The organism is Aureispira sp. CCB-QB1 (genome assembly GCF_000724545.1).
In the GTDB taxonomy this organism is placed as follows: domain Bacteria; phylum Bacteroidota; class Bacteroidia; order Chitinophagales; family Saprospiraceae; genus Aureispira.
In genome coordinates this window covers 372,902-392,523 of sequence record NZ_JHBV01000041.1, presented here as the reverse complement: position 1 = coordinate 392,523, position 19,622 = coordinate 372,902, and the positions used below count along the sequence as shown (strand labels likewise).

Sequence of the window (19,622 nt, the reverse complement as noted above, 5' to 3'; positions counted from 1 at the left end):
AATGAATCAAACGAATACGATTTTCTAACGGAGTAATGTGATCAGTGAAATGTTAATCAAAGTTATCGATTGTTTTAGTATCAGGGAGTTGGCTTTGGACAAATTATGAGGATGAAAGAGTAGAGCATTAATGATGTTCAATCTTTTGGACTATATAAGCTTTGCCATTGTCCATTTTTTCTATGACAACGACCTTTTCTCCTTTTTGGATGGCTTTCCCATCATTGGATTGTACACTCAAAGAAACAATAGAGCCATTGATATCAATTTTTAATTGACCTGTTTCTTCCTCTTTGATGCTTGTCATTAAAGTACCAACTTTGCCATCAATCACAAGGGCTTTTTCAGCTGTATTTAATTTTGCAAAAATTGGAACCAAGGGAGCTGTTAATAGCTTGGAAAAAAGTAGACTTATAATTAAGTTTGGGAAGAAAAGAACAGCTGCCATTGAAGTAGAGTTTCCTGGGTTGATCCAACTAGCATCGTGGTTGCAATAAATGGATATGGACCACAAACAAAGAATGATTGTTGACAGTAAAACCATGAAAGGTACTCTACCAAAGTTGAAAAAACGAAGTGTTCCTAAAAATAGGCTACCACCACCTGCAGATCCAACACTAGTTGTATCCGTATCAGCATCAGCATCTACATCCGCAGCAATGTCGGCATCTACATCCACATCTACGTCTACATCAATATCAGCATCTAGGTCTAAGTCAAAATCTAATGAATCCATTCCAATTGCTCCAACAATAACACTAAGCCAGTACAGTGTTACCAAACCCAATAATAAGGTTAAAAAAAGATTGGAGGTCGAGAAAGCAGCAGTGATTAATTCTCCCATAGAGTTAAAATTTATAGTGGTTCTAGTATTTTAATTACAACTAAACGTCAATCAACTAGTAGTAAAGTGACTCATTTCAAAGTTAGCAGCAATCAAAAGTTTATGATTTTGGTTTAAAGTTCTAAGTTTTATGACTAATTCTAGCATAATGTGTACAATTAGTCAGTGGTGGTGGTTATCATTTATATCGGGGGAAATGAATAGCGAAGCTAACTAAAAGCAAAGCGCTCATGATGCTAATCAACGAGCTACTAAACTAAATATAATCTAAAAGTTAAAATAGGTATTCATTTTTTCAAAAAAAAGAATAAAAAATCTTGAATGCATAAAAGTTTAATTTTTATTTTTAAAGTAAAACTATTTTGTATAATGGTAATACTATTTGTATTAAATTACGCCAGAAATAAAAATTAAGTTCCTAAACAGAACATAATTTTCTAAAAAGTCAAACTCTTTCTTAATTTTGCTAGATGATTAGAATTAATCATTTTGAACAACTTCAATAAATCGCAAGAAGATTGACAAGTATGCAAAGTGATTAACGGACGACTATTTTAAACAACAAAAAATGAATTTTAAAGTAAAAACACAACAGACAGTAGCGTGGGGCGATATGGATGCGTTTGGACATGTTAATAATACTGTTTATTTAAAATATTTTGAATCAGCTCGAGTAAAATATTTTGATGACATACCTGAACTAGCTGGATTTAAAGGAGATGAAATTCCTGTATTGGCAAATATTTCTTGTAGTTATAAAAAACCTGTTGTTTATCCCGATACCTTAACTATGAATGTAGGGGTTACTAAATTGGGACATGCTAGTTTGCAAATGACTTGCGAAATGGTGAGTCCTAAAGTTGGTGTAGCAGCAATTGCGGAGTGTACTATTGTTTTGATTGATGTAAAAAAGGGGCATAGTGTGCGAGTGCCGAATGAGTGGAGAGCCGCTATTGAAAAAATAGAAGGTCGCACATTTTAATGAGAGATGGTTAGAAAACTAAAATTAAGAATAAACTCCTTAGATGAAAAAAGAATATGATATTCTAATTGCGGGGTATGGCATGTTAGGTAATTTAGCTGCTCTTTTATTAGCAGATATGGGAATGTCGGTAGTGGTAGTAGAAAAAAAACAGGCCACAGATATTTTGTTAGCAAAATCTGCTCGAATGGATGATGAGGTGCTGTTAATTTTAGAACACCTAGGGTTGATGGATTCTATCAAAGACTTACTACACCCTTTGGAAGGTACCCAAATTATAGATAAAAAAGAACGTGTTTTATTAGAATTCAACCAAACGCGTCGCAGTCAATTTGCGCCTTTGGTTGGCTTTTATCAACCTAGTGTTCAGAGAGTATTACAACAGAAGGCTGCTGCACATAAAAATATTCATCTTTTCTTGGGATATGAGGTAGAAACTTTTGAACAAGATAATGATAATGTGACTATTTATATCACGCCAACAGGAAAACAAGCATTTGTTACCTTAACCGCGGATTTTATGTTGGTTTGCGATGGTCAGTACAGTCGCATTGCAGATTTCTTAAATATTGATATTAAGAATTATAATTTTCATTCTTCTATCCTTTGTGTAGATACGGTAGGAAAAGAAACTTCCTCGTCTTCTCAAAAATATGCCCAAACAATTTATGATGCAGAGTTTCCTGTTATTAAAATGGCAAAAGGGCAAGAACAGCAACGCTGGGAGTTTCAAATTGAGACTGAAAATATTGAAGCCGAACAAACACCTGAAAAAGTGCGTAGTTTGTTATCTGAATTGAATCCTACTAATTTAGATATTGAGTCAGCTTTTGTTTATAATTTTGATTCTAAAATCTTGGAACGATGGCAGGATCGACGAGTCTTAATATTGGGCGATGCTGCTCATGTGATGCCACCTTATTTAGGAATGGGGCTTTCGGCAGGTATTAAAGATTTGTACAACTTAGCTTGGAAATTAGGTTTAATACAACAAGGAAAGGCTTCTATTGATTTGTTACAAACCTATCAAAAGGAAAGGCAAGCAGATGTAGAGCGTTTGATTAAGTTAAACTTGTGGATAAAACGGTTGTTTCAGTCTAGTAGACTTCGGTGGATCAAAAGTTTTATTCCAATTATACCGAAGTGGTTTTTAAAGAGGAATTTAGATTTGGCTACTAGTCTAAAAGCTGGTCTTGTGGGAACGTCTAAGGCGTGTGGGCGTGTGATGCATTCTCCTAAAGTTGCCAATCACAAAGGAGATATCATTTCTTTTAATCAAGCTTTGAATCACAACTTTGTAGTCTTAGGGTTTAATGAAAATCCTGTAGATGCTTTAACTCCTAGAGCGCTGGAGTATTTGGCAATGTTAGGCACTCAATTTATACAGTTGACCCCTCAAAAACAAAAATTTGTACAAGATGGTCGCTATGCTCAAAATTTGTATGATAAGGAGGGCGCCTTGCAGATTTGGATGAAAGAAAATAAAGCACAATTTTTACTGATTCGCCCAGATCGGATCGTTTATGATTTTTGTAAAAACAAGAATGCTCTAAACACTAGCGTAAGGGAACTTGAGCGAAAGTTGAGCATTTCTAAAGTGTTTTCTGAAGAGATTTAGAATATACGGTAGCTAATTTGTCAATTTTTGATGACGAAATGAAAATTCGATCAGCAAATGTTTTTTTTATGTTAATTTAATGTTTATCTTTTTTTATCAATCAGCCTACAATTTTTAATTGTAACACATTCAATAGTTCGTTGAAAAACTTTATTAATTTGATAATCAACAAGTTGTGTTTTTGTTGTGTTTTGTTTAAAATTTTGATTATCAAACTAATATAAATGTGCTTTTTTATCTTTTTGGTAAAAAAGTAAAAAATCAACGAACTACTAACATTATTACTTACTATTTAATTAAAGGCTGCTAAAATTAATACTCCATACATTTTATTTGTTTTGTTGCAAGGAATACAATTCTGAATGAGATGTAGGAAATACAATTATGGACAACTCAATTATAAAAATACACTTAAAAAATAAGAAAGATACTTTTGTTCGCCGTTTTCACCCTTGGATTTTTTCGGGAGCTATTGCCCGCAAAGAAGGAGTAGCAAAAGATGGAAGTATTGCTGAAGTTTACAGTCGACAAGGAGATTTTTTGGCAATGGGACACTACCACGAAGGAAGTATTGCTATAAAGATTTTTTCATTTGAAAAGATTGTTCCTGATGCTGATTTTTGGTATCAAAAATTGCAAGCAGCTTTTGATATGCGCCAAAAAATTGGACTAGTTGATTTAGAAAAAACAGCATTTCGATTGGTTCATGGAGAAGGGGATGGCTTGCCAGGATTGATTGTCGATGTATATAACAAAACAGTTGTGGTGCAGGCACATACTATAGGAATGCACTTGTCTAGGCATCTAATAGCAGAAGGCTTGCAGCGAGTGTTTGGGGATAGAATTACGGGGATTTATGATAAAAGTAAAAACTCGTTGCCCAAGGATTATGCACAAAGCATGGAAAATGGACCGCTTTGGGGAGAAAGTATCGCTTCGGATGTTATTATTGAGAATGGTTGTCAATTTGAAGTGAATTGGGAAACGGGGCAAAAGACTGGTTTTTTCTTGGATCAAAGAGATAACCGAAACTTGCTGCGTCGATTCTGTAAAGATAAAAAAGTATTAAATGCATTTTGTTACTCGGGTGGTTTTTCTGTATACGCTTTACAGGCAGGGGCTTCTGAGGTTCATTCTGTAGATGCATCGGCAAAGGCAATAGAATTGGTCGAAAAAAATGTTGCTTTGAATGGCTTTGCTAGTGCCAATCACCAAAGTTACAAAGCAGATGTCTTACAATTTTTAAAAGATAAACAAGAAACATATGACGTTATGGTATTAGACCCACCAGCTTATGCCAAAACAGTAGCGAAGCGTCATAAAGCAATACAAGCGTATAAACGCTTGAATATAGAAGGTCTGAAATTAGTGAAAAAAGGTGGTATTTTATTGACATTTTCTTGTTCTCAAGTTGTTGATAACCAACTTTTTTATAATACTATAACTGCTGCTGCCATTGAGGCAAAACGAAAAGTAAGGGTTTTGCATCGATTGACACAACCAGCCGACCATCCTGTTAATATATTTCATCCTGAAGGGAACTACTTAAAAGGCTTGGTACTGTATGTAGAATAGATGGACAAAGGGGGCTTGAAGTTCTATTTCTCCTAATGAGCTTTTGGTTAGGCATTGATTTGTTCATGAATGGAATAATTAACAGGTTAATATTTGTTAAGATTAAGACAAACAAAAAATAATCGTTAAAATATATGAAACAATGTATCCCTTTGTTGCTAATCACTTATTTAGTAGTCTTGTCCGCCTGTAATTCTACACGTATCGTAAAACCCTTAGAAAAAAAGGAGGTGGCAGTAGGTTTGGATTTTGGCGGTCCAATTATAGATTTTTCAGGTACAAAAATTCCTGTACCTTTTTCTTCGGTAACCGTTGGATATGGGGTGGATTCTAATTTGACAGTTTTTGGAGCTGCACACATTACTTCAGCTATTTTTGGAACAATTCAATGGGATCTTGGAGTTGTGGGGGAGGTTTTGCGCCCTCAAAAAGGGTATCTTCCTGGACTAAGTATTGGCGCAAGTAGTCAAATGTTTGTAGATGTGTTTAAAGCAAATTTTAGATTGTACCCAGTCTTAGATGTTAATTTATATTGGAATTATATCCCTAAGCACAAGCACTATTTTTACTTAAATTGGGGGTCGTGGTTTGATTTTTGGCAGCGTGCACAAGGACGTGTTAATACGCAATTGTATTATCCTAGTTTTTCTCTGGGACATACTTTTGAAAACAAAAAGATGCGTTATACAATAGAAGGAAAATATATTGCACCAGGAATTAGTAACATGGGAACGCCTCTAAAATTTAATGGAGTAGATGGTTATGGATCATGGGGAGTGTATATTTCTGTATATCGAAAGTTTTAAGTTGGAACACATTACTTTGGTTGTTAGGTATTCCTAGTCAAATAAGAATAATTTATAATGAAGTAATGATTTATAGTAACAGCGCAGCTAACTATTGGATTTAGTGAATAGGCAAAATCAAGTGTTATGAAAAAATTAGTTTTTTTCTTGTTGATTATCTCAATTGTTTTGGTGGGATGTCGATTAGACAATTTTTTATACAATCCCACTCAAATAGAGGAATATAAGTTTGATGCTTTTGACGAAGAACAAAAATTTGTTTTAGGTGCTTCTTATGCAATTCCCGATCACTTAGTTCATTTAATGACATTGGAATCAGGTCCAGTAGATGATCGAGAAACGATTTACGCCACTTATATTGGAGATATATCTAGGATCAATCAAGATACCATAATTTTGTATTGTCATGGTAATGCGGGACACATGGACTATTATTGGCAAAGAGCCAAACTACTAGCAAATGCAGGAGGAAAAAATCGTTTTGGGGTGTTGTTTATGGATTATAGAGGATATGGAAAATCGACGGGGAAAGCAACAGAAGCTGGGCTATATTATGATGTAGATGCTTGTATGAGGTGGTTGAAAGATAAAGGTTTAACCAACGATCGGTTAGTGATTTATGGCTTTAGTATGGGGGGCGCTCCTTCTACAGAATTAACAGCAAACCCTCGAACAATGGTACCTAGCAAACTGATATTAGAAGCACCATTTGCTTCTTTTGACTTTATGGTGCAAGACATTGCAAAAGTGTCATTTCCTGGTTCTTTTTATGGTAATTTAGAAATTGATAACTCTGTGGAAATTCAAAAAGTGCAAGCTCCCTTCTTATGGATTCATGGGATAGATGATGCTTTTGTTGGCATTCATCATGGCGAATTGATTCAGCAAAATTATAATGGAACACACAAAGTAATTCGACGAGTTCCTGGTGGAGAACACAGTACTGTGCCAATGGTTATGGGTTTTGACATTTATACGAAATTGATTGCGGATTTTATTACAGAAAAAATATAAATTCTTGCATCAATAAGGATTGTATTGTAGCCTAAAAATAGTAGATTATGACACTCCCAAAACATCTAGCGAAAAATAGAGTTATATAGCAATGTCAAAACATATTGAATTTACACACCAAGCTTTTGCGGCTTATTCTTCCCGAAACTTTGAGCAGGCGTTGGCTTTGTTGTGTAAGGGGTTAGACCATTGGGAATCACCTGCACATCGTCTTTCTAATGCGAGCTATAATGCGATTTATGATGCTCTCGAAATGATAGAAGCACTTTTAGTGTATGTTACAGTTTGGGAAAGCAATGATTATGTGGTTCAATTGTTACAAGCAATAAGAAAATCTTTGGATGATGTAAAGGAAGTGGTGTGGGATGATTTTCAACAGCATATAGAAGAATTTAAAGTTCTATTGCAAGGTGTAAGAATTGGGTTCAACTTTTTTAATAATAATAACCTTGCTTTATTGGATGCTAATCCTATACTCTCTTTTGCTTTGACAGAAGAAGGAACAATAACTTTGCTGAAATCAAGGGGAAATGCTAAGGTAGATGCTTTAGTAGAAGCATTTAATGCTTGCTTTCGAGCCGAGTTAACTAGCCTTGAACAATGCGAAAAAGAAATTAAAGCAGCTTTGGATTTGGGAGATGTGTCTAGAGCAAAGTACTTGCTAGAGTGGATGATGGAACAGTATCCCAAAAGTAAAAAACAAGCTTTTTTACAATTAGGGCATTTGTATTTTGAGGAAGAATCTTATCAGAAAGCAGCTGAGTCGTATATGAAAACAATTGTGATGGGAACACCAAAAGAGTTCGTTCGGGATAATGTTCAAGTTGCTTGTAATCGTTTAGCTGCTGATGCCAGCAATTCTAAAGAAGCCAATCGTTGGAGGGAGGTATTGATTAATTTCTTTTGACGGTTGTGCGTAAATTTCTTTATACTAATTTGTTATGAATGAGAAAGAATGGTTCCCTGAAAAATTTTCAGAAATAGAACAAAGTAAATTTATTCTCCGAAATGCCTATAGAGAAACGACAGAACGTACAATCTCCATTCATTTTTTTTATAGCAATCCTTTTGTAGATGCTTTTTACCTTCAAATGTATTGCTTTGACCAAGAATGGAATGTAATAAAGTCAACTTTGAAACGAAGTAATGGCACGAATAAAAAAGATTATATCTTAGTGGAAAAAGGGGAGATAAGCTCTAGTGCACCTTTTAATCAGTTGTTGAATTTAATCAAGACAACCCTTCCAAGTATTTTTCCTTTAAATGATAATCAATTGGAGTGGAGAGATGGTGAACAAGTTGAGCTATCTATTGAAAATGAAATATATGAGACTTCCTTTTCTTGGTGGCTAGACTTATGCCCTGAAGATTGGAGTGTGTTGGACAAGATTGCATACAAAATATTAGAAATAGAAAAAAATACCGTATATAAACCTAAAATGAAGCAGCATTTTGATTTGATAATGGAGCAAACTTCTCAAGACTTAAACTCTGTTCAGGAAAAAAGTCTATTACTATCTTATAAACGAATTGATTAGCCTATCATTGGACTACGAATATTGAAATTATAAAAAAAAACAAATTGTTTCATTTTTTTGGCATTTTAACCCATTGTTTTGTATATTTATAATATGAAAAAAGAAAAAAAACTCATACGATTTGATTGGGCAATAAAAAAGCTTTTGAGAAATAAAGCTAATTTTGATATTTTAGAAGGATTCTTAAGTGAATTACTTGCTGAAGATATCAAAATCAAACAAATATTGGAAAGTGAAAGCAATAAAGAGGATGAAAATGATAAGCACAATCGGGTAGATATCCTAGTAGAGGATTCGAAGGGGGATTTAGTTATTATAGAGGTCCAAAACAGCAAGGAATATGATTATTTCCATCGAATTTTATATGGAACTTCTAAAGTTATTACAGAACACATTAGCGAAGGTGAAGCTTATGCAAAAGTAAAGAAAATAATATCTATAACTATTGCTTACTTTGATTTAGGGCAGGGGAAAGATTATATATACCATGGTAAAAACCAATTTAAAGGTATTCATCATGGAGATATTTTGAACTTGGCGGACAAACAAAAAGTACTTTACAAAAAAGATAGTGTTTATGAAATCTTTCCTGAATATTGGTTGATAAAGGTTAGCCAATTCAACAATGCTGTTCAAGATAAACTAGATGAATGGATTTATTTTTTAAAGAATGGGGAGGTAAAAGAGAACTTCACAGCTAAAGGACTGGAGGCTGCTAAAAAAAAGCTGGATAAAATGAGCTTAAGTTATGAAGAGCAGCAGGAGTATAAATATTATCTTAAACGATTGAGAGATATTGCTAGTGAACAGCATACTAAAATGGCGGATGCGGAAGATTTACTAAAGGCAAGAGAAGAAGGCTTGGAAAAAGGCAGAGAAGAAGGCTTGGAAAAAGGTAGAGAAGAAGGCTTGGAAAAAGGTAGAGAAGAAGGCTTGGAAAAAGGTAGAGAAGAAGGCTTGGAAAAAGGGTTATTGAGAAAAGAAATAGAGGCTGTCTTAGGGATGTATCGAAATAATATTCCTACTTCTATCATTGCTAGTGCGTTGAATATTTCGGAAGAAAAAGTAAACAAAATTCTTAACAATAACTCAGAATAGCGTATCAATTGACTATTCGTCATTCTGAGTTATTTTTCTTTGCTCTCAAAGAAGAGAAATTTCTCAGGTTTATTGAACAATTGTGTAAATGTCATTATGATGCCGTCCCCATCCATCATAATCTAAACCATAACCAATCAAGAAATTATTAGGAACCTTGAAACCAATATATTTCATAGGAATGTCATGCTCCATAGCATCAGGTTTGTTTAACAAGGTTAAAACAGCAATTGATGCAGGATTCATTTTTTCTAACTCTGGCAAAAAATTATGCAAAGTGCGTCCTGTGTCAACAATATCTTCCATAAGGATTACATGACGTCCTTTTAGATCTACATCCAATCCCAACATAGTTGTTAAAGCACCGCTACTTTGTGTACCTACATAAGACTTCAATTTTACAAAACTTACTTCACATTCTATATCTACATAATTGAAAACATCTCCTGCTAATCTAAATACACCATTTAAAATACCTAAAAATACAGGTTTTTTATCCACATAATCAACATTAATCGCTGCACAAATTTCTTTTAGACGTGTCTGAATAGCATCGCTTGTCAAAAAAAGTTCAAATTGTTTGTCCTTACAAGTTATCATGATAATTTATTTGAAATTATAGTACTGTTATTATTAATAGTGAGATTTAAGCTGAATCGAATAACTTATTACGAAATAATTAAAAAACTTAAGCAGGAGTAGCTTCTAAGCCTTCTATGTCTCGCAAGGTAATATTGCTCCCTTTAACATCTATCAAGCCTTCTTCCTTAAATTCGGAGAGTGTTCTAGTCACTGTTTCTTTGGTGGTACCAACAATATGAGCCAATTCTTCACGTCGTATGCTAATTTGGAATAAACGCTCATCATCTTCTTTGTAATGTTTGAATAAACGAAGTAATGAGTCTGCAACACGTTTTCGAACAGAGCTATAGGCTAATTCAAGCAAATGTTTGTCTTTTTCGCCTGCTTTAATTGCAAGTAAATGAATAAAATGTTGAGCAATGCTATTATCAGAGCGCATCCACTCCATAAATTCATCTTTGGGAATCAAAACCATTTCTGTATCATCAATAGCAACAGCTGATTCTTGATAAGGACTATTTCTGAAGGCGTCACTAATTCCAATAAAGTCTTGGTTGCCATATAAAGACAAGATTAATTCCTTGCCATATTCATGACTTTTGAACGTTTGTGCTTTGCCTTTTTTAATCCAAAAAACAGAACGTGGATGACTACCTTCTCTAAAGATAAGATCTTTTTGATTGTAAAAACGATGCTCTTTATCCTTTAAGAATTCTTTTAAGACATTTTGAAAATGTTCTTCTACATTAAAAAAGACATTATGAGTGGAAGTAGGTGCAGCGATATGCTGATTTTTTTCCAAGCGAATTTCGATTGCTTCTAGCAATTCTATATCTGTGAACGGTTTTGTAATATAGTCATCAGCCCCTAAATTCATTCCCTTTCGAAAGTCTTCTTTTTCCGCTTTAGCGGTTAAGAAAATAAATGGAATATGAGTGGTTTTAGGATTTTTATGCAAAACCTTGAGGGTGCCAAAACCATCCAAAACAGGCATCATAACATCACAAATAATCAAATCGGGCATTTTATCCAAGGCTTCTTGAACGCCTAATTTGCCATTTTCAGCACTAAATACTTCATAGCCCGAAAGTTCTAAAATTTCACAGGTGTTTTCTCGAACCTCTAAATTATCTTCTATAACTAGAATTTTTTTCATTGAAAATCTTCTTTAGGAATGTTAATGGTAAACGTGGTTCCTTCGCCAGGTTGACTAACAAAGTCTATCGTTCCATTAATGTTTTCTAAATATTTTTTTACAATATAAAGCCCCAACCCCGTTCCTTGTATCGCAATAGCATTATCTGCTCTAAAGAAACGTGAAAATAGGTGTTTTTGTTGATCCAAAGGAATCCCAATGCCTTTGTCTCTAACACTAATTGTAATGGTGGTAGCATCAATTATAGTGCTAATATAAATCTTACTATTGGAAGGAGAGTATTTTATAGCATTAGAAAGTAAGTTGATGAGAATATTTTTTATGTTTTGAGTATTAGAATAGATAACACTAATATCTCCACTGTGCTGATACTCTATCTCTTGCCCTGATTTTGCAAAGGTACTTACTTCTTCTATTGTAGCATGAATTAAGGCGCTAAGGTCAAAAATATGCTTAGCATCCTGTTTTTTTCCTTCTTCTAATTTGGATAAAGATAAAAAGTCTTCTAAGATTTGAGTAAGATTTTGGACAGAGGATTTAATTCTATTAATGTGCTTGAGACGTTTGTCTTGTGTTTCGGTAGTGGTGTATCGTTCAATTAAAGATACAGACGAAAGAATACTACTCAGAGGAGTTCTAAATTCATGGGAAGCCGTGGAAATAAATCTAGTTTTTAACTCACTCAATTCTCGTTCTTTCTGAAGGGCATCTTTAATCTTTTCTTGAGCGGCAAGTAATTGTTCTTGTATGATTTTTCGTTCTAGAATTTCCTGTTCCAAAGAGAGTTTACTTTGAGTCATTTTTTCCATAGCCTCTCTCAATGCTCGATTACTCATTTGGACTTCTTCTTCTAAGCCTAAATTTACTTTATTAATATGATTTTGAATTGAAAGTTGATTGGTCAAATCATGCAACATACCGACATAAAAAAAGTGACCGTCCAATTCTAACTCGCTAATATTTAGGCGAACAGGAACCTTTGTGCCATCCTTGTGAACTGCAATAACCTCTCGTCCAATGCCAATTATTTTTGCAATTCCTGTTGCTTGATGATTTTGAATGTATTGATCATGTTTGGCTTGGTGTGGAGCTCCCATTAGCATAGAAACATTATTACCTTTTAACTCTTCAGGAGTAAATCCCAACACTTTATAAATAGCAGGATTACTATCAACAATAATACCTCGGGTATTGATAATAATCACACAATCTTGAATACTTTTAATAAATAGGGAAATTTTATCCTTCATTAGCTTGGCGATTTTTGGAAAATAATTTTTTCTTTTTGGATTTTTTCTTTTTCTTCTTTTGAGATTTCGGATCTATAGCTTGAGCGTTTAACTTGGATTTTTTCTGACTAGAAGCTTTTGATTTATCTTCGCTTGAACTACTAGAGCTGCCCAATTTGTTCGCTTTTTTTGCTGAAAGACTATCGATTTGGTGTCTGCTGTTAGAATCCAACTGTTCCGTTGCAAAACTGTCAAGTAGCAATGTACTATCTATTTTAGTACTATCCAAATAGCTACTATCGAGAAGAACACTATCAAGGATAATAGGTTCTGGAATACCAAGGAATTCATATTTTGTTTTAATTTGCAAACTATCGAGCCATTTGAAGCCTGCTAAATATAAACTTTTATGATCAACTTGATGCATAGGGTAGACAACAGCTTTAGGTTTGCCTTCGTAGCGGATTCGTCGTATCTGATTTTCGTCAAAAAACAATACCATAGAAGCACAATCAATATCATTTACTAACATATAGGCGCCTTCTCCATCTACGGCATAGTAAACGGTTTCCCCATTTTCTCGAACATTCATTGTTCTTATTTCTCCTTTTTGAAATTGTATAATGGCGTTTCTCCCTTTGATTTGATTAAAAAAAGTGCCCTCATTGGTGTTAACGATCAAGGATTTTTCAAATAAACGTACTTGATCTATTTTGGATGCCTTCATAGCAACATGAATCGTATCTGCTGTAAATTGCGTGCCATCTACCCAAAGAATAGGATCTTGATAAAAATAAAAGGTAGAATCTATAGCATCATAATACAATGAATCACAGAGCGACTGAACATTGGATTTAAATGTTTTTACATGATGAAAAGCATACAAATGGCGCTGATCGACATCGACAGAATCAGGCAAAGAAATTAAGGTGTCGGCACGTAACCACATAGTATCGTTGTCAATTAAAGTGGTCAAAATAGGATTTAAATGAGCTAAGAGGTATTTTGTGCTATCGTTGTAAAAAGCCTGACCACAAGTGATTTTTAAATTGGCAGAAGTATCTTGCCAAACAACGTTCCCCTTCGCCATGCCGCTTTTGGTTTCTGTGTTGTAATCCAAACTGTCTGTCGTGATAATTTGATGATCTTGTGAGACCCTAACATCCCCTCTAAAAATCATCGTTTTGCTCATTGCATCATAGTCAGAATTATTGGCAATAATCGATTGATTTGTTGTGGTATCTCGACTTTTGAATTTGGGATTTCCTCTAAAAGTATATTGTTCAGTTTTACCATCCATTAGGATGGTGTCGGCAAAGACTTCTTGATCGTCATTTTGAAAATAGGCATTTCCTATTAAATAATACATATCCTTGGCACCATCATAAATAATCGTATCACCTTCTGCTATTTCCAATTTGCCATCTTCTCGATTTTCAAAGCGAGCATTTTTATAAAGTTCTGCATAATTCTTTTTGCTGTCATAAAATCCATCCTCACAGTAGACCATTTTTTCTTCATTATACACCTTGGTTGGTCCCAAGAAATAAGCCATTTCTGTTTGAGTGTTAAACGCTAGAGAATCAGCTGTTAGTTTGTAATTAGGATTGGTGATGCGGACAGAGTCTGAAAAATGCGCTATGTTGGTATTGGCATTATACGTTCCCTTTTTGCTAATTAAAGTTGTTGTATCACTCTCAATTAAGGAACCATCAGGAAAAGTAGCAATTCGAGTATTTAAGTCGTAATTTAATTTGTCTGTAAACAAGGTCATACTTGTATCTTTGAGGACTACATTTTGGCGGAGTTTGGAAAAGCGTTGAATGCCATCGTAATAAAGTGAATCGGAAAAGATTCGGATACTGTCATCTTGTAACATCTGAACGTTGCCAAATGCTTCAACTTGCCTGTTGGGAAAAATGAAACCCGTATCGCACCAGATATGCATCTCTTTCTGCTTTAGATGAACATTGCCTGTTAAGTCTCTAAAAATCCCTTGTGGAGTTGTCCGTTCCTTAAGTTTGTCAATATTGATAATCTCTATCTTAGAACTATCACTTTCTAGTTTATCCTTTACAGGTGGTTTGTCAGAGATTTGCCCCCAACTAACGGAATGAAAACAGAGACAGATAAATAAAAATGGCAAAAGATATTTTAGTGGCATAAATGCTTTGTGCTAGGTAGTTTGAATGTCTAGTGAGTTAATAGGCTGCTTGTGAGTTGCACTGTTGTTGTGTGATTTTAGTAGACTAATGATAACTCTAAGTGATCAATTAATGTGTAAATTTAAACAAAAAATATACATTACCACCTACAAAAATCTGCTTTAGTCTATAATTAACAGCTTTAGTTTGTTTGGCTTAAAAATGTTAAGACTTTTTACTTTTATTGTATTCTATTCTTAGTGGTTGGTGTTAATAAACTATAAACCAGTTGCAACAACCCTACAATAAGAAAAAGTAGTGTAATCCACTGCGCTAAATTCCAACTAACATCAAATTTATACCTTTCAAAATTTGTAAAAAGAAAGCCAATAAAAAAGAAAAAAGTGCTGATAAAAAAGCTCAAAAATCTCAGCGGATTTAGATAAACAGGGACAACCGTATTCTTTGAATTATTATGATCATAGTTTATCGAAAAATAATGCCAAGAATAAATATAACCTATGGCAAGGCTACTAAGCAAGATTAAGATAATTTCTTCAGTAATTGAGTAGGCAAGAAATGTTTCGTAAACGCAGTACATTCCTAGTAGCAAATGCCCAATTAATAATATCCATTCAAGCACGGTATGAATAGGTTTCCTTAGCTTTGGTGTATGAAGATCGTCTAGCAAGTTGTGTTCGTGCATAATGGATTGCTTTTTTATCAGATGAGGTTGTCATTCGTTGTTGTGCAATGGTTTTTGAATCGAAGTTTAGTACAAGGAATATATTGGTGTGTTATGTAGGCTGTTGACGAAGAAGTTTTTGGCTGATTTTGTTGGTATTACGAATGAAAAAGAACTGAATGGGACCTAAGGCAATGAGCAAAAAAAGTACCATTAATCGCCATAAAAAGAGGGAATTACCTTGAGTAGCATTGCTGTCAAATTCTGTTAAAGCGAAGAAAAAACTGGATAAAAATAGAAATATGAGTATCCAAAGCCCTAAAATAACAGGAGCTAAAAAAATGGCAACGTGGCTAGAAAGTGGTTTTAATAAGTTGGTGTTTTGAGTTGCCTCATATTCTTGGGATGCTTTTCGCCATTTGTAAACAAAATGAAAAGGGGGGATGCCAAATAGAAGTACAAAAACGGTAGGGTTAATCAAAAAAAGCCAGTTTTCTTCTGTTAATGCAATACTCCAACAAATAAAAACACCAAGAACAATAAATATACCGTTGGTTATAAGAATAATATATTCTAAGATACTAGTATAGGGTTTGCGAATCTTTTGGAAATTACCACGCGTGGGGCTGTCTAAAATTTCATTTGGCATTGTAGATAGAATTTTGAATAAACATATTTTGGGCGAAATCGTTAAAAGGTGAATTAATATAACCAATTAATAACTTATTAGGAGTGTATTTTGAATAAAGATATAATAAAGGCTCTTTGTGCAAGAGGGCAAAATAAAGCGTACATTTATTGGTTTGTAATGAAGTGGAATATGTTGGCTGTCTTTGACATATAGTAAATTTGCATGGAGGGGACAGCAGCGACTACTAATGTCCATATAAAGAGGATTAAGCTGTTAAGTGATAATGATTGGGGAGAGGCTAGTAGCAATGGTAGGTTATAACTAATAATCGCTATGCCAATAAGGCTAATGCAAATCCCTGTACAGATAAAAACCAATCTGCTTATGCCATCTTTAATTTTACGAATATTTTTTATCTCTTGAGTCTGTTGATATTCTAAAAAAGCTTTCCTACAGGAATAGATAAACTTTAAATTTAAAAGAATGATAAGAACAACAATCGGGTAACCTATGGTAAGGTTGGAATCAAAACCCAAACAAATATATAAGAGGAATATAGTGTAAGTGAATAATAATAATATTTCAACAAAATTTAATAATGTAGAACGAACAACCAGTTCTGATGTAGAGGAATTGTCTAAAATTTCATTTGGCATTGTAGATAGAATATTTGAAAACAACCGATTGTTGACGATAAAAAACGATGTCAATATTATAAAATTGGAGGCAAGTAAATGGTGGAAAAAGAAAGACAGTTTAGCTATTATTTTTTTTACAATTACGCGAATAAAACGATATAGTCGTTTTTTAGCTAAAATCTTACTGTAATCTTAAACGGAAGGTAGTTGTAAAAACTAAGTTTTAAGTTAATAATTTTATTCTTTTTTTATATTTTTTCCTATAAATTTTGAAGCTTTGCGTAGAGATCGTTGTATTCTTTTAAGCTCGTAAATTGTTGCATAAAACTAAGTGCACTACAATAATAAATCGTTGTGCTGATTTTTGCGAGAGCAGCGTATTAGAACTACAATCAGAATATCTATTGCAGTTATACCGAAAAAATGATAAAACATATAAAATGATGAAAAAGTTAATCCTAGTATTTTTGATGTGGAACTTGATTGCTTGTACAACAGAGCAGAGTACCTCCGATACTTCTGCCGAAAATAGTGTAGATAGTACTACCGCCAGCTTGGAACAAGATTCACCCAAGGTGCAAGTTGAGAATGATTTGGCTAAAAAAAACTTACGAGGGAAAATAAAATCTAGAGAGGTACTGGTATATGATGCTACTGTGAAAGATGGTTATGTGACTAATGGAGCCGCCCAAGGAGGTATAAAAACAACTTACAACGAATTGGGAAATAAAGTGGAGTTACTGACCTATAATGAAGAAAATAAGCCGATTAGTACTTGGAGCTATAGTTACAATGACAAGAATAAACTATCTCAAAGCAATTATTCAGATGACAATGTAACAAGAACGATAGTTTATGAATATAATACTAACAATCAATTAATATCTAGCGAAGAGTCGGTCAATGGAAAAATTGTCAAACAAATGACTTATGTATATGATGAGGATGGAAATGAGATTGAGAATAGAGCTTCTTTTGTTGAAAGTAAGGGTAAAAGTAGAAGTGTGAATGCTTATGACGATCAAGGACGATTGAGAGAAACTAATATTTATGATGAGAAAGATGAACTTCAGCTAAAACAACTGTACACTTATAACGAAAAAGGGCAAGAAATACAACAGTCTATCTTTACAGGAGATAATGCCCCTAGTTATAAAAGAAAGTACGAATACGATACAAAAGGAAATAAAATAAAAGATATTGCCTTTACAGGAAATGGAGTCGTCAATCCTTCGGATACTTACAAGTACAAGTATGAGTATGACCAAAACGGAAATTGGACGACTCAAATTCGTTACAATTATAATGATGTAGCAGATCAATTTATAGAGCAGAAAATTACTTATTATGAATAAGTGGTGGTGTTTTATTTTGCTTAGTTGGGGACTTTTTTCGTGCAATGGAGCTACTTCACAACAGGAGTCTAATAAGGAGGAAACAACTCTTATCTCCTCTATTTCTAAAGCTACACAGAAAAGAATCAGCTCTAATAATGATAAAGAAAAGGCAGAATTGAAAGGTAAGGTTAAGTCCGTGCTTTCGTTGAGTGAAACAGGAGATTCTTCTATTGTGATGTTTGATGCTCTGGGGCGTTTGATTAAGGAAGGGAATTTTTTTGGTTCAAAGGGCTTTAGTGGGCATACTTATGAGTTTGATAGTCTTGGTAATCCATTGAAACTTTATGATGGTGGTCGAGTGTATGATCCAGAAGATGATTTTTCTACCTATTTTTCAGATACAATTTTAAATACATACGATGCCAAAGGGCAGTTGATTGCTTATCAGACAGTGGATACTGGTCGAAATGGTTATAAATATATATTGGAATATAGTGATAAAGGACAATTGTTAAGAGAAATTAGCCAATCTATTGATGGGAAAGAAGTCTTTACGACTGTAAAATATGCCTATGATAATAATGGCTTCTTGGCAAAGAAAGCTACTCAAAGAGCACATCAAGATTATATAAGAGAGATGAAGGTTTATGAAAATGATGCATTTGGCAATGTCGTCAAAGAAACTTTTTATACGCCTAATCGAAAGGTTGCTGTTAAAAAATACACGATGGATGCTGCGGCTAATCCTATTCAGATGATTTATACGGTACGAGAAGCAACCAATGTAGAGGTGGATGAAGTTTATTACCAAAAAATAGCTACTAAAGAAAGTAAGAACTTGGACGAGCTCTTAGGTAAACCCAAAACGGTAATTCGAAAGACAATGCAAATTTTTGATGAGAAAAGCCAGTGTACTAGCCTTATAGAATATGAGAATGGCGTTATGATCGAAAAAATGCACTATACCTATGATCAGCAGGGTAATTGTGTGGAAATTGAGAGTGGTTTGACACCCGCTGATAAGTATGTGGTCCACTATCAGTATGAGTACGATGCAAATGGAAATTGGCTAAAAAAGTGGCACAAAGATGGTGAAGAATTGATCTTAGAAACAAGTAGAATAATAGAGTATTATGACTGATTCTATTAAAGTTCAACTGCAAAATTATTTGAATCGCTACGATCTTAGATTCGAAACTGCGGAGGTAGATTTTATTTATCAAAAACTAGAACAAAAAACGATTAAGAAAAGAGGTTGGTTGGTACAAGAAGGACAAGTTTGTCGATATTATTTTTTCATCCTTCAAGGATTGGTGCGTACTTTTTATATTGATGATAAAGGTAATGAATGCATTACGCAATTTGGCATAGAAAATTGGTGGATCACCAACTTAGAAAGTTTTAAACATCAAACTCCTTCGATGGTATCCATTCAGGCAATTGAACCAACAAGTGTTTTGCGCTTGAGTCATTCAGATATGGAAATGCTGTACGAGAAGGTTCCCAAACTAGAACGTTTGTTTCGAATCATAACAGAAAGAACCCTAATTGCCATTCAACGAAGATCGGATTTTTATATGCGCAAAGGCAGTAAGGAGCGCTATGATTTTTTGATGCAAACAATTCCTAATTTTGCTCAAAGAGTTCCTCAGTATATGCTAGCTTCGTACCTAGAAATTACACCAGAGTATTTGAGCGAGTTGAGGAAAAAACAATAATTATTTTAAGATAGTAGTTAGCTGCGC

19 protein-coding genes are annotated in these 19,622 nt (G+C 34.0%); 12 read left to right on the top strand and 7 right to left on the bottom strand.

The window, feature by feature from the left end; genetic code table 11:
* Positions 1-127: 127 nt before the first annotated feature.
* On the bottom strand, positions 128-844 hold the full coding sequence (locus CG11_RS22105) for an OB-fold-containig protein (protein WP_052599019.1): 717 nt from the start codon (positions 842-844) through the stop codon (positions 128-130).
* A 568-nt stretch (positions 845-1,412) separates the two neighbouring features.
* Between CG11_RS22105 and CG11_RS22100 the strand changes: the two genes are divergently transcribed.
* The 8 genes from CG11_RS22100 to CG11_RS22065 all read left to right on the top strand — a co-directional run bounded on the left by CG11_RS22100 (position 1,413) and on the right by CG11_RS22065 (position 9,475).
* Positions 1,413-1,826, top strand: a complete 414-nt coding sequence (locus tag CG11_RS22100) for a thioesterase family protein (protein ID WP_052599018.1) — start codon at positions 1,413-1,415, stop codon at positions 1,824-1,826.
* A gap of 43 nt (positions 1,827-1,869) precedes the next feature.
* Positions 1,870-3,444: an FAD-dependent monooxygenase gene (locus CG11_RS22095; RefSeq protein ID WP_052599017.1), complete on the top strand. Its 1,575-nt coding sequence runs from the start codon at positions 1,870-1,872 to the stop codon at positions 3,442-3,444.
* Between the two features lie 384 nt (positions 3,445-3,828).
* On the top strand, positions 3,829-5,019 hold the full coding sequence (locus CG11_RS22090; RefSeq protein ID WP_052599016.1) for a class I SAM-dependent rRNA methyltransferase: 1,191 nt from the start codon (positions 3,829-3,831) through the stop codon (positions 5,017-5,019).
* A gap of 134 nt (positions 5,020-5,153) precedes the next feature.
* Positions 5,154-5,825, top strand: coding sequence for a hypothetical protein (locus tag CG11_RS22085; protein ID WP_052599015.1), 672 nt, complete (start codon positions 5,154-5,156; stop codon positions 5,823-5,825).
* A gap of 126 nt (positions 5,826-5,951) precedes the next feature.
* Positions 5,952-6,839: an alpha/beta hydrolase gene (locus tag CG11_RS22080; protein WP_052599014.1), complete on the top strand. Its 888-nt coding sequence runs from the start codon at positions 5,952-5,954 to the stop codon at positions 6,837-6,839.
* A 91-nt stretch (positions 6,840-6,930) separates the two neighbouring features.
* On the top strand, positions 6,931-7,746 hold the full coding sequence (locus tag CG11_RS22075) for a tol-pal system YbgF family protein (protein ID WP_052599013.1): 816 nt from the start codon (positions 6,931-6,933) through the stop codon (positions 7,744-7,746).
* A 34-nt stretch (positions 7,747-7,780) separates the two neighbouring features.
* A complete protein-coding gene (locus CG11_RS22070) occupies positions 7,781-8,377 on the top strand; it encodes a hypothetical protein (protein ID WP_052599012.1) in 597 nt (198 codons plus the stop codon).
* A gap of 93 nt (positions 8,378-8,470) precedes the next feature.
* Positions 8,471-9,475, top strand: a complete 1,005-nt coding sequence (locus CG11_RS22065) for an Rpn family recombination-promoting nuclease/putative transposase (RefSeq protein WP_052599011.1) — start codon at positions 8,471-8,473, stop codon at positions 9,473-9,475.
* A 69-nt stretch (positions 9,476-9,544) separates the two neighbouring features.
* On the opposite strand, the gene hpt is transcribed toward CG11_RS22065, so the two are convergent.
* From hpt to CG11_RS22035, 6 genes are all read right to left on the bottom strand, one after another.
* On the bottom strand, positions 9,545-10,075 hold the full coding sequence (hpt, locus tag CG11_RS22060) for a hypoxanthine phosphoribosyltransferase (RefSeq protein WP_052599010.1): 531 nt from the start codon (positions 10,073-10,075) through the stop codon (positions 9,545-9,547).
* Positions 10,076-10,163: 88 nt separating this feature from the next.
* Positions 10,164-11,213: a response regulator gene (locus tag CG11_RS22055; protein WP_052599009.1), complete on the bottom strand. Its 1,050-nt coding sequence runs from the start codon at positions 11,211-11,213 to the stop codon at positions 10,164-10,166.
* Positions 11,210-12,463, bottom strand: a complete 1,254-nt coding sequence (locus CG11_RS22050) for a PAS domain-containing sensor histidine kinase (RefSeq protein ID WP_052599008.1) — start codon at positions 12,461-12,463, stop codon at positions 11,210-11,212. The genes CG11_RS22055 and CG11_RS22050 overlap by 4 nt, the downstream gene beginning before the upstream one ends.
* Positions 12,453-14,606 (bottom strand): OstA-like protein, encoded by a 2,154-nt coding sequence (locus tag CG11_RS22045; protein WP_052599007.1) that lies wholly within the window; start codon positions 14,604-14,606, stop codon positions 12,453-12,455. The genes CG11_RS22050 and CG11_RS22045 overlap by 11 nt, the downstream gene beginning before the upstream one ends.
* 221 nt (positions 14,607-14,827) lie before the next feature.
* Positions 14,828-15,292, bottom strand: coding sequence for a hypothetical protein (locus CG11_RS22040; protein WP_052599006.1), 465 nt, complete (start codon positions 15,290-15,292; stop codon positions 14,828-14,830).
* Between the two features lie 91 nt (positions 15,293-15,383).
* Positions 15,384-15,920 carry a hypothetical protein gene (locus CG11_RS22035; protein ID WP_052599005.1) on the bottom strand — a complete coding sequence of 179 codons (537 nt, stop codon included), beginning with the start codon at positions 15,918-15,920 and terminating at the stop codon, positions 15,384-15,386.
* A 546-nt stretch (positions 15,921-16,466) separates the two neighbouring features.
* Between CG11_RS22035 and CG11_RS22030 the strand changes: the two genes are divergently transcribed.
* The 4 genes from CG11_RS22030 to CG11_RS22015 all read left to right on the top strand — a co-directional run bounded on the left by CG11_RS22030 (position 16,467) and on the right by CG11_RS22015 (position 19,595).
* A complete protein-coding gene (locus CG11_RS22030; RefSeq protein WP_052599004.1) occupies positions 16,467-16,730 on the top strand; it encodes a hypothetical protein in 264 nt (87 codons plus the stop codon).
* Positions 16,731-16,980: 250 nt separating this feature from the next.
* Positions 16,981-17,895, top strand: a complete 915-nt coding sequence (locus CG11_RS22025) for a hypothetical protein (protein ID WP_156039854.1) — start codon at positions 16,981-16,983, stop codon at positions 17,893-17,895.
* The gene (locus CG11_RS22020; protein WP_052599002.1) at positions 17,888-19,018 is read left to right on the top strand and encodes a hypothetical protein; all 1,131 of its coding nucleotides are present in this window, start codon (positions 17,888-17,890) and stop codon (positions 19,016-19,018) included. The genes CG11_RS22025 and CG11_RS22020 overlap by 8 nt, the downstream gene beginning before the upstream one ends.
* A complete protein-coding gene (locus tag CG11_RS22015) occupies positions 19,011-19,595 on the top strand; it encodes a Crp/Fnr family transcriptional regulator (RefSeq protein WP_052599001.1) in 585 nt (194 codons plus the stop codon). The genes CG11_RS22020 and CG11_RS22015 overlap by 8 nt, the downstream gene beginning before the upstream one ends.
* The last annotated feature ends 27 nt before the right edge of the window (positions 19,596-19,622 follow it).

Bases quoted from the DNA above. Each gene is read 5' to 3' on its own strand.
- CG11_RS22105 (WP_052599019.1), bottom strand. From the start codon at position 844: ATGGGAGAATTAATCACTGCTGCTTTCTCGACCTCCAATCTTTTTTTA.
- CG11_RS22100 (WP_052599018.1), top strand. From the start codon at position 1,413: ATGAATTTTAAAGTAAAAACACAACAGACAGTAGCGTGGGGCGATATG.
- CG11_RS22095 (WP_052599017.1), top strand. From the start codon at position 1,870: ATGAAAAAAGAATATGATATTCTAATTGCGGGGTATGGCATGTTAGGT.
- CG11_RS22090 (WP_052599016.1), top strand. From the start codon at position 3,829: ATGGACAACTCAATTATAAAAATACACTTAAAAAATAAGAAAGATACT.
- CG11_RS22085 (WP_052599015.1), top strand. From the start codon at position 5,154: ATGAAACAATGTATCCCTTTGTTGCTAATCACTTATTTAGTAGTCTTG.
- CG11_RS22080 (WP_052599014.1), top strand. From the start codon at position 5,952: ATGAAAAAATTAGTTTTTTTCTTGTTGATTATCTCAATTGTTTTGGTG.
- CG11_RS22075 (WP_052599013.1), top strand. From the start codon at position 6,931: ATGTCAAAACATATTGAATTTACACACCAAGCTTTTGCGGCTTATTCT.
- CG11_RS22070 (WP_052599012.1), top strand. From the start codon at position 7,781: ATGAATGAGAAAGAATGGTTCCCTGAAAAATTTTCAGAAATAGAACAA.
- CG11_RS22065 (WP_052599011.1), top strand. From the start codon at position 8,471: ATGAAAAAAGAAAAAAAACTCATACGATTTGATTGGGCAATAAAAAAG.
- hpt (WP_052599010.1), bottom strand. From the start codon at position 10,075: ATGATAACTTGTAAGGACAAACAATTTGAACTTTTTTTGACAAGCGAT.
- CG11_RS22055 (WP_052599009.1), bottom strand. From the start codon at position 11,213: ATGAAAAAAATTCTAGTTATAGAAGATAATTTAGAGGTTCGAGAAAAC.
- CG11_RS22050 (WP_052599008.1), bottom strand. From the start codon at position 12,463: ATGAAGGATAAAATTTCCCTATTTATTAAAAGTATTCAAGATTGTGTG.
- CG11_RS22045 (WP_052599007.1), bottom strand. From the start codon at position 14,606: ATGCCACTAAAATATCTTTTGCCATTTTTATTTATCTGTCTCTGTTTT.
- CG11_RS22040 (WP_052599006.1), bottom strand. From the start codon at position 15,292: ATGCACGAACACAACTTGCTAGACGATCTTCATACACCAAAGCTAAGG.
- CG11_RS22035 (WP_052599005.1), bottom strand. From the start codon at position 15,920: ATGCCAAATGAAATTTTAGACAGCCCCACGCGTGGTAATTTCCAAAAG.
- CG11_RS22025 (WP_156039854.1), top strand. From the start codon at position 16,981: ATGATGAAAAAGTTAATCCTAGTATTTTTGATGTGGAACTTGATTGCT.
- CG11_RS22020 (WP_052599002.1), top strand. From the start codon at position 17,888: ATGAATAAGTGGTGGTGTTTTATTTTGCTTAGTTGGGGACTTTTTTCG.
- CG11_RS22015 (WP_052599001.1), top strand. From the start codon at position 19,011: ATGACTGATTCTATTAAAGTTCAACTGCAAAATTATTTGAATCGCTAC.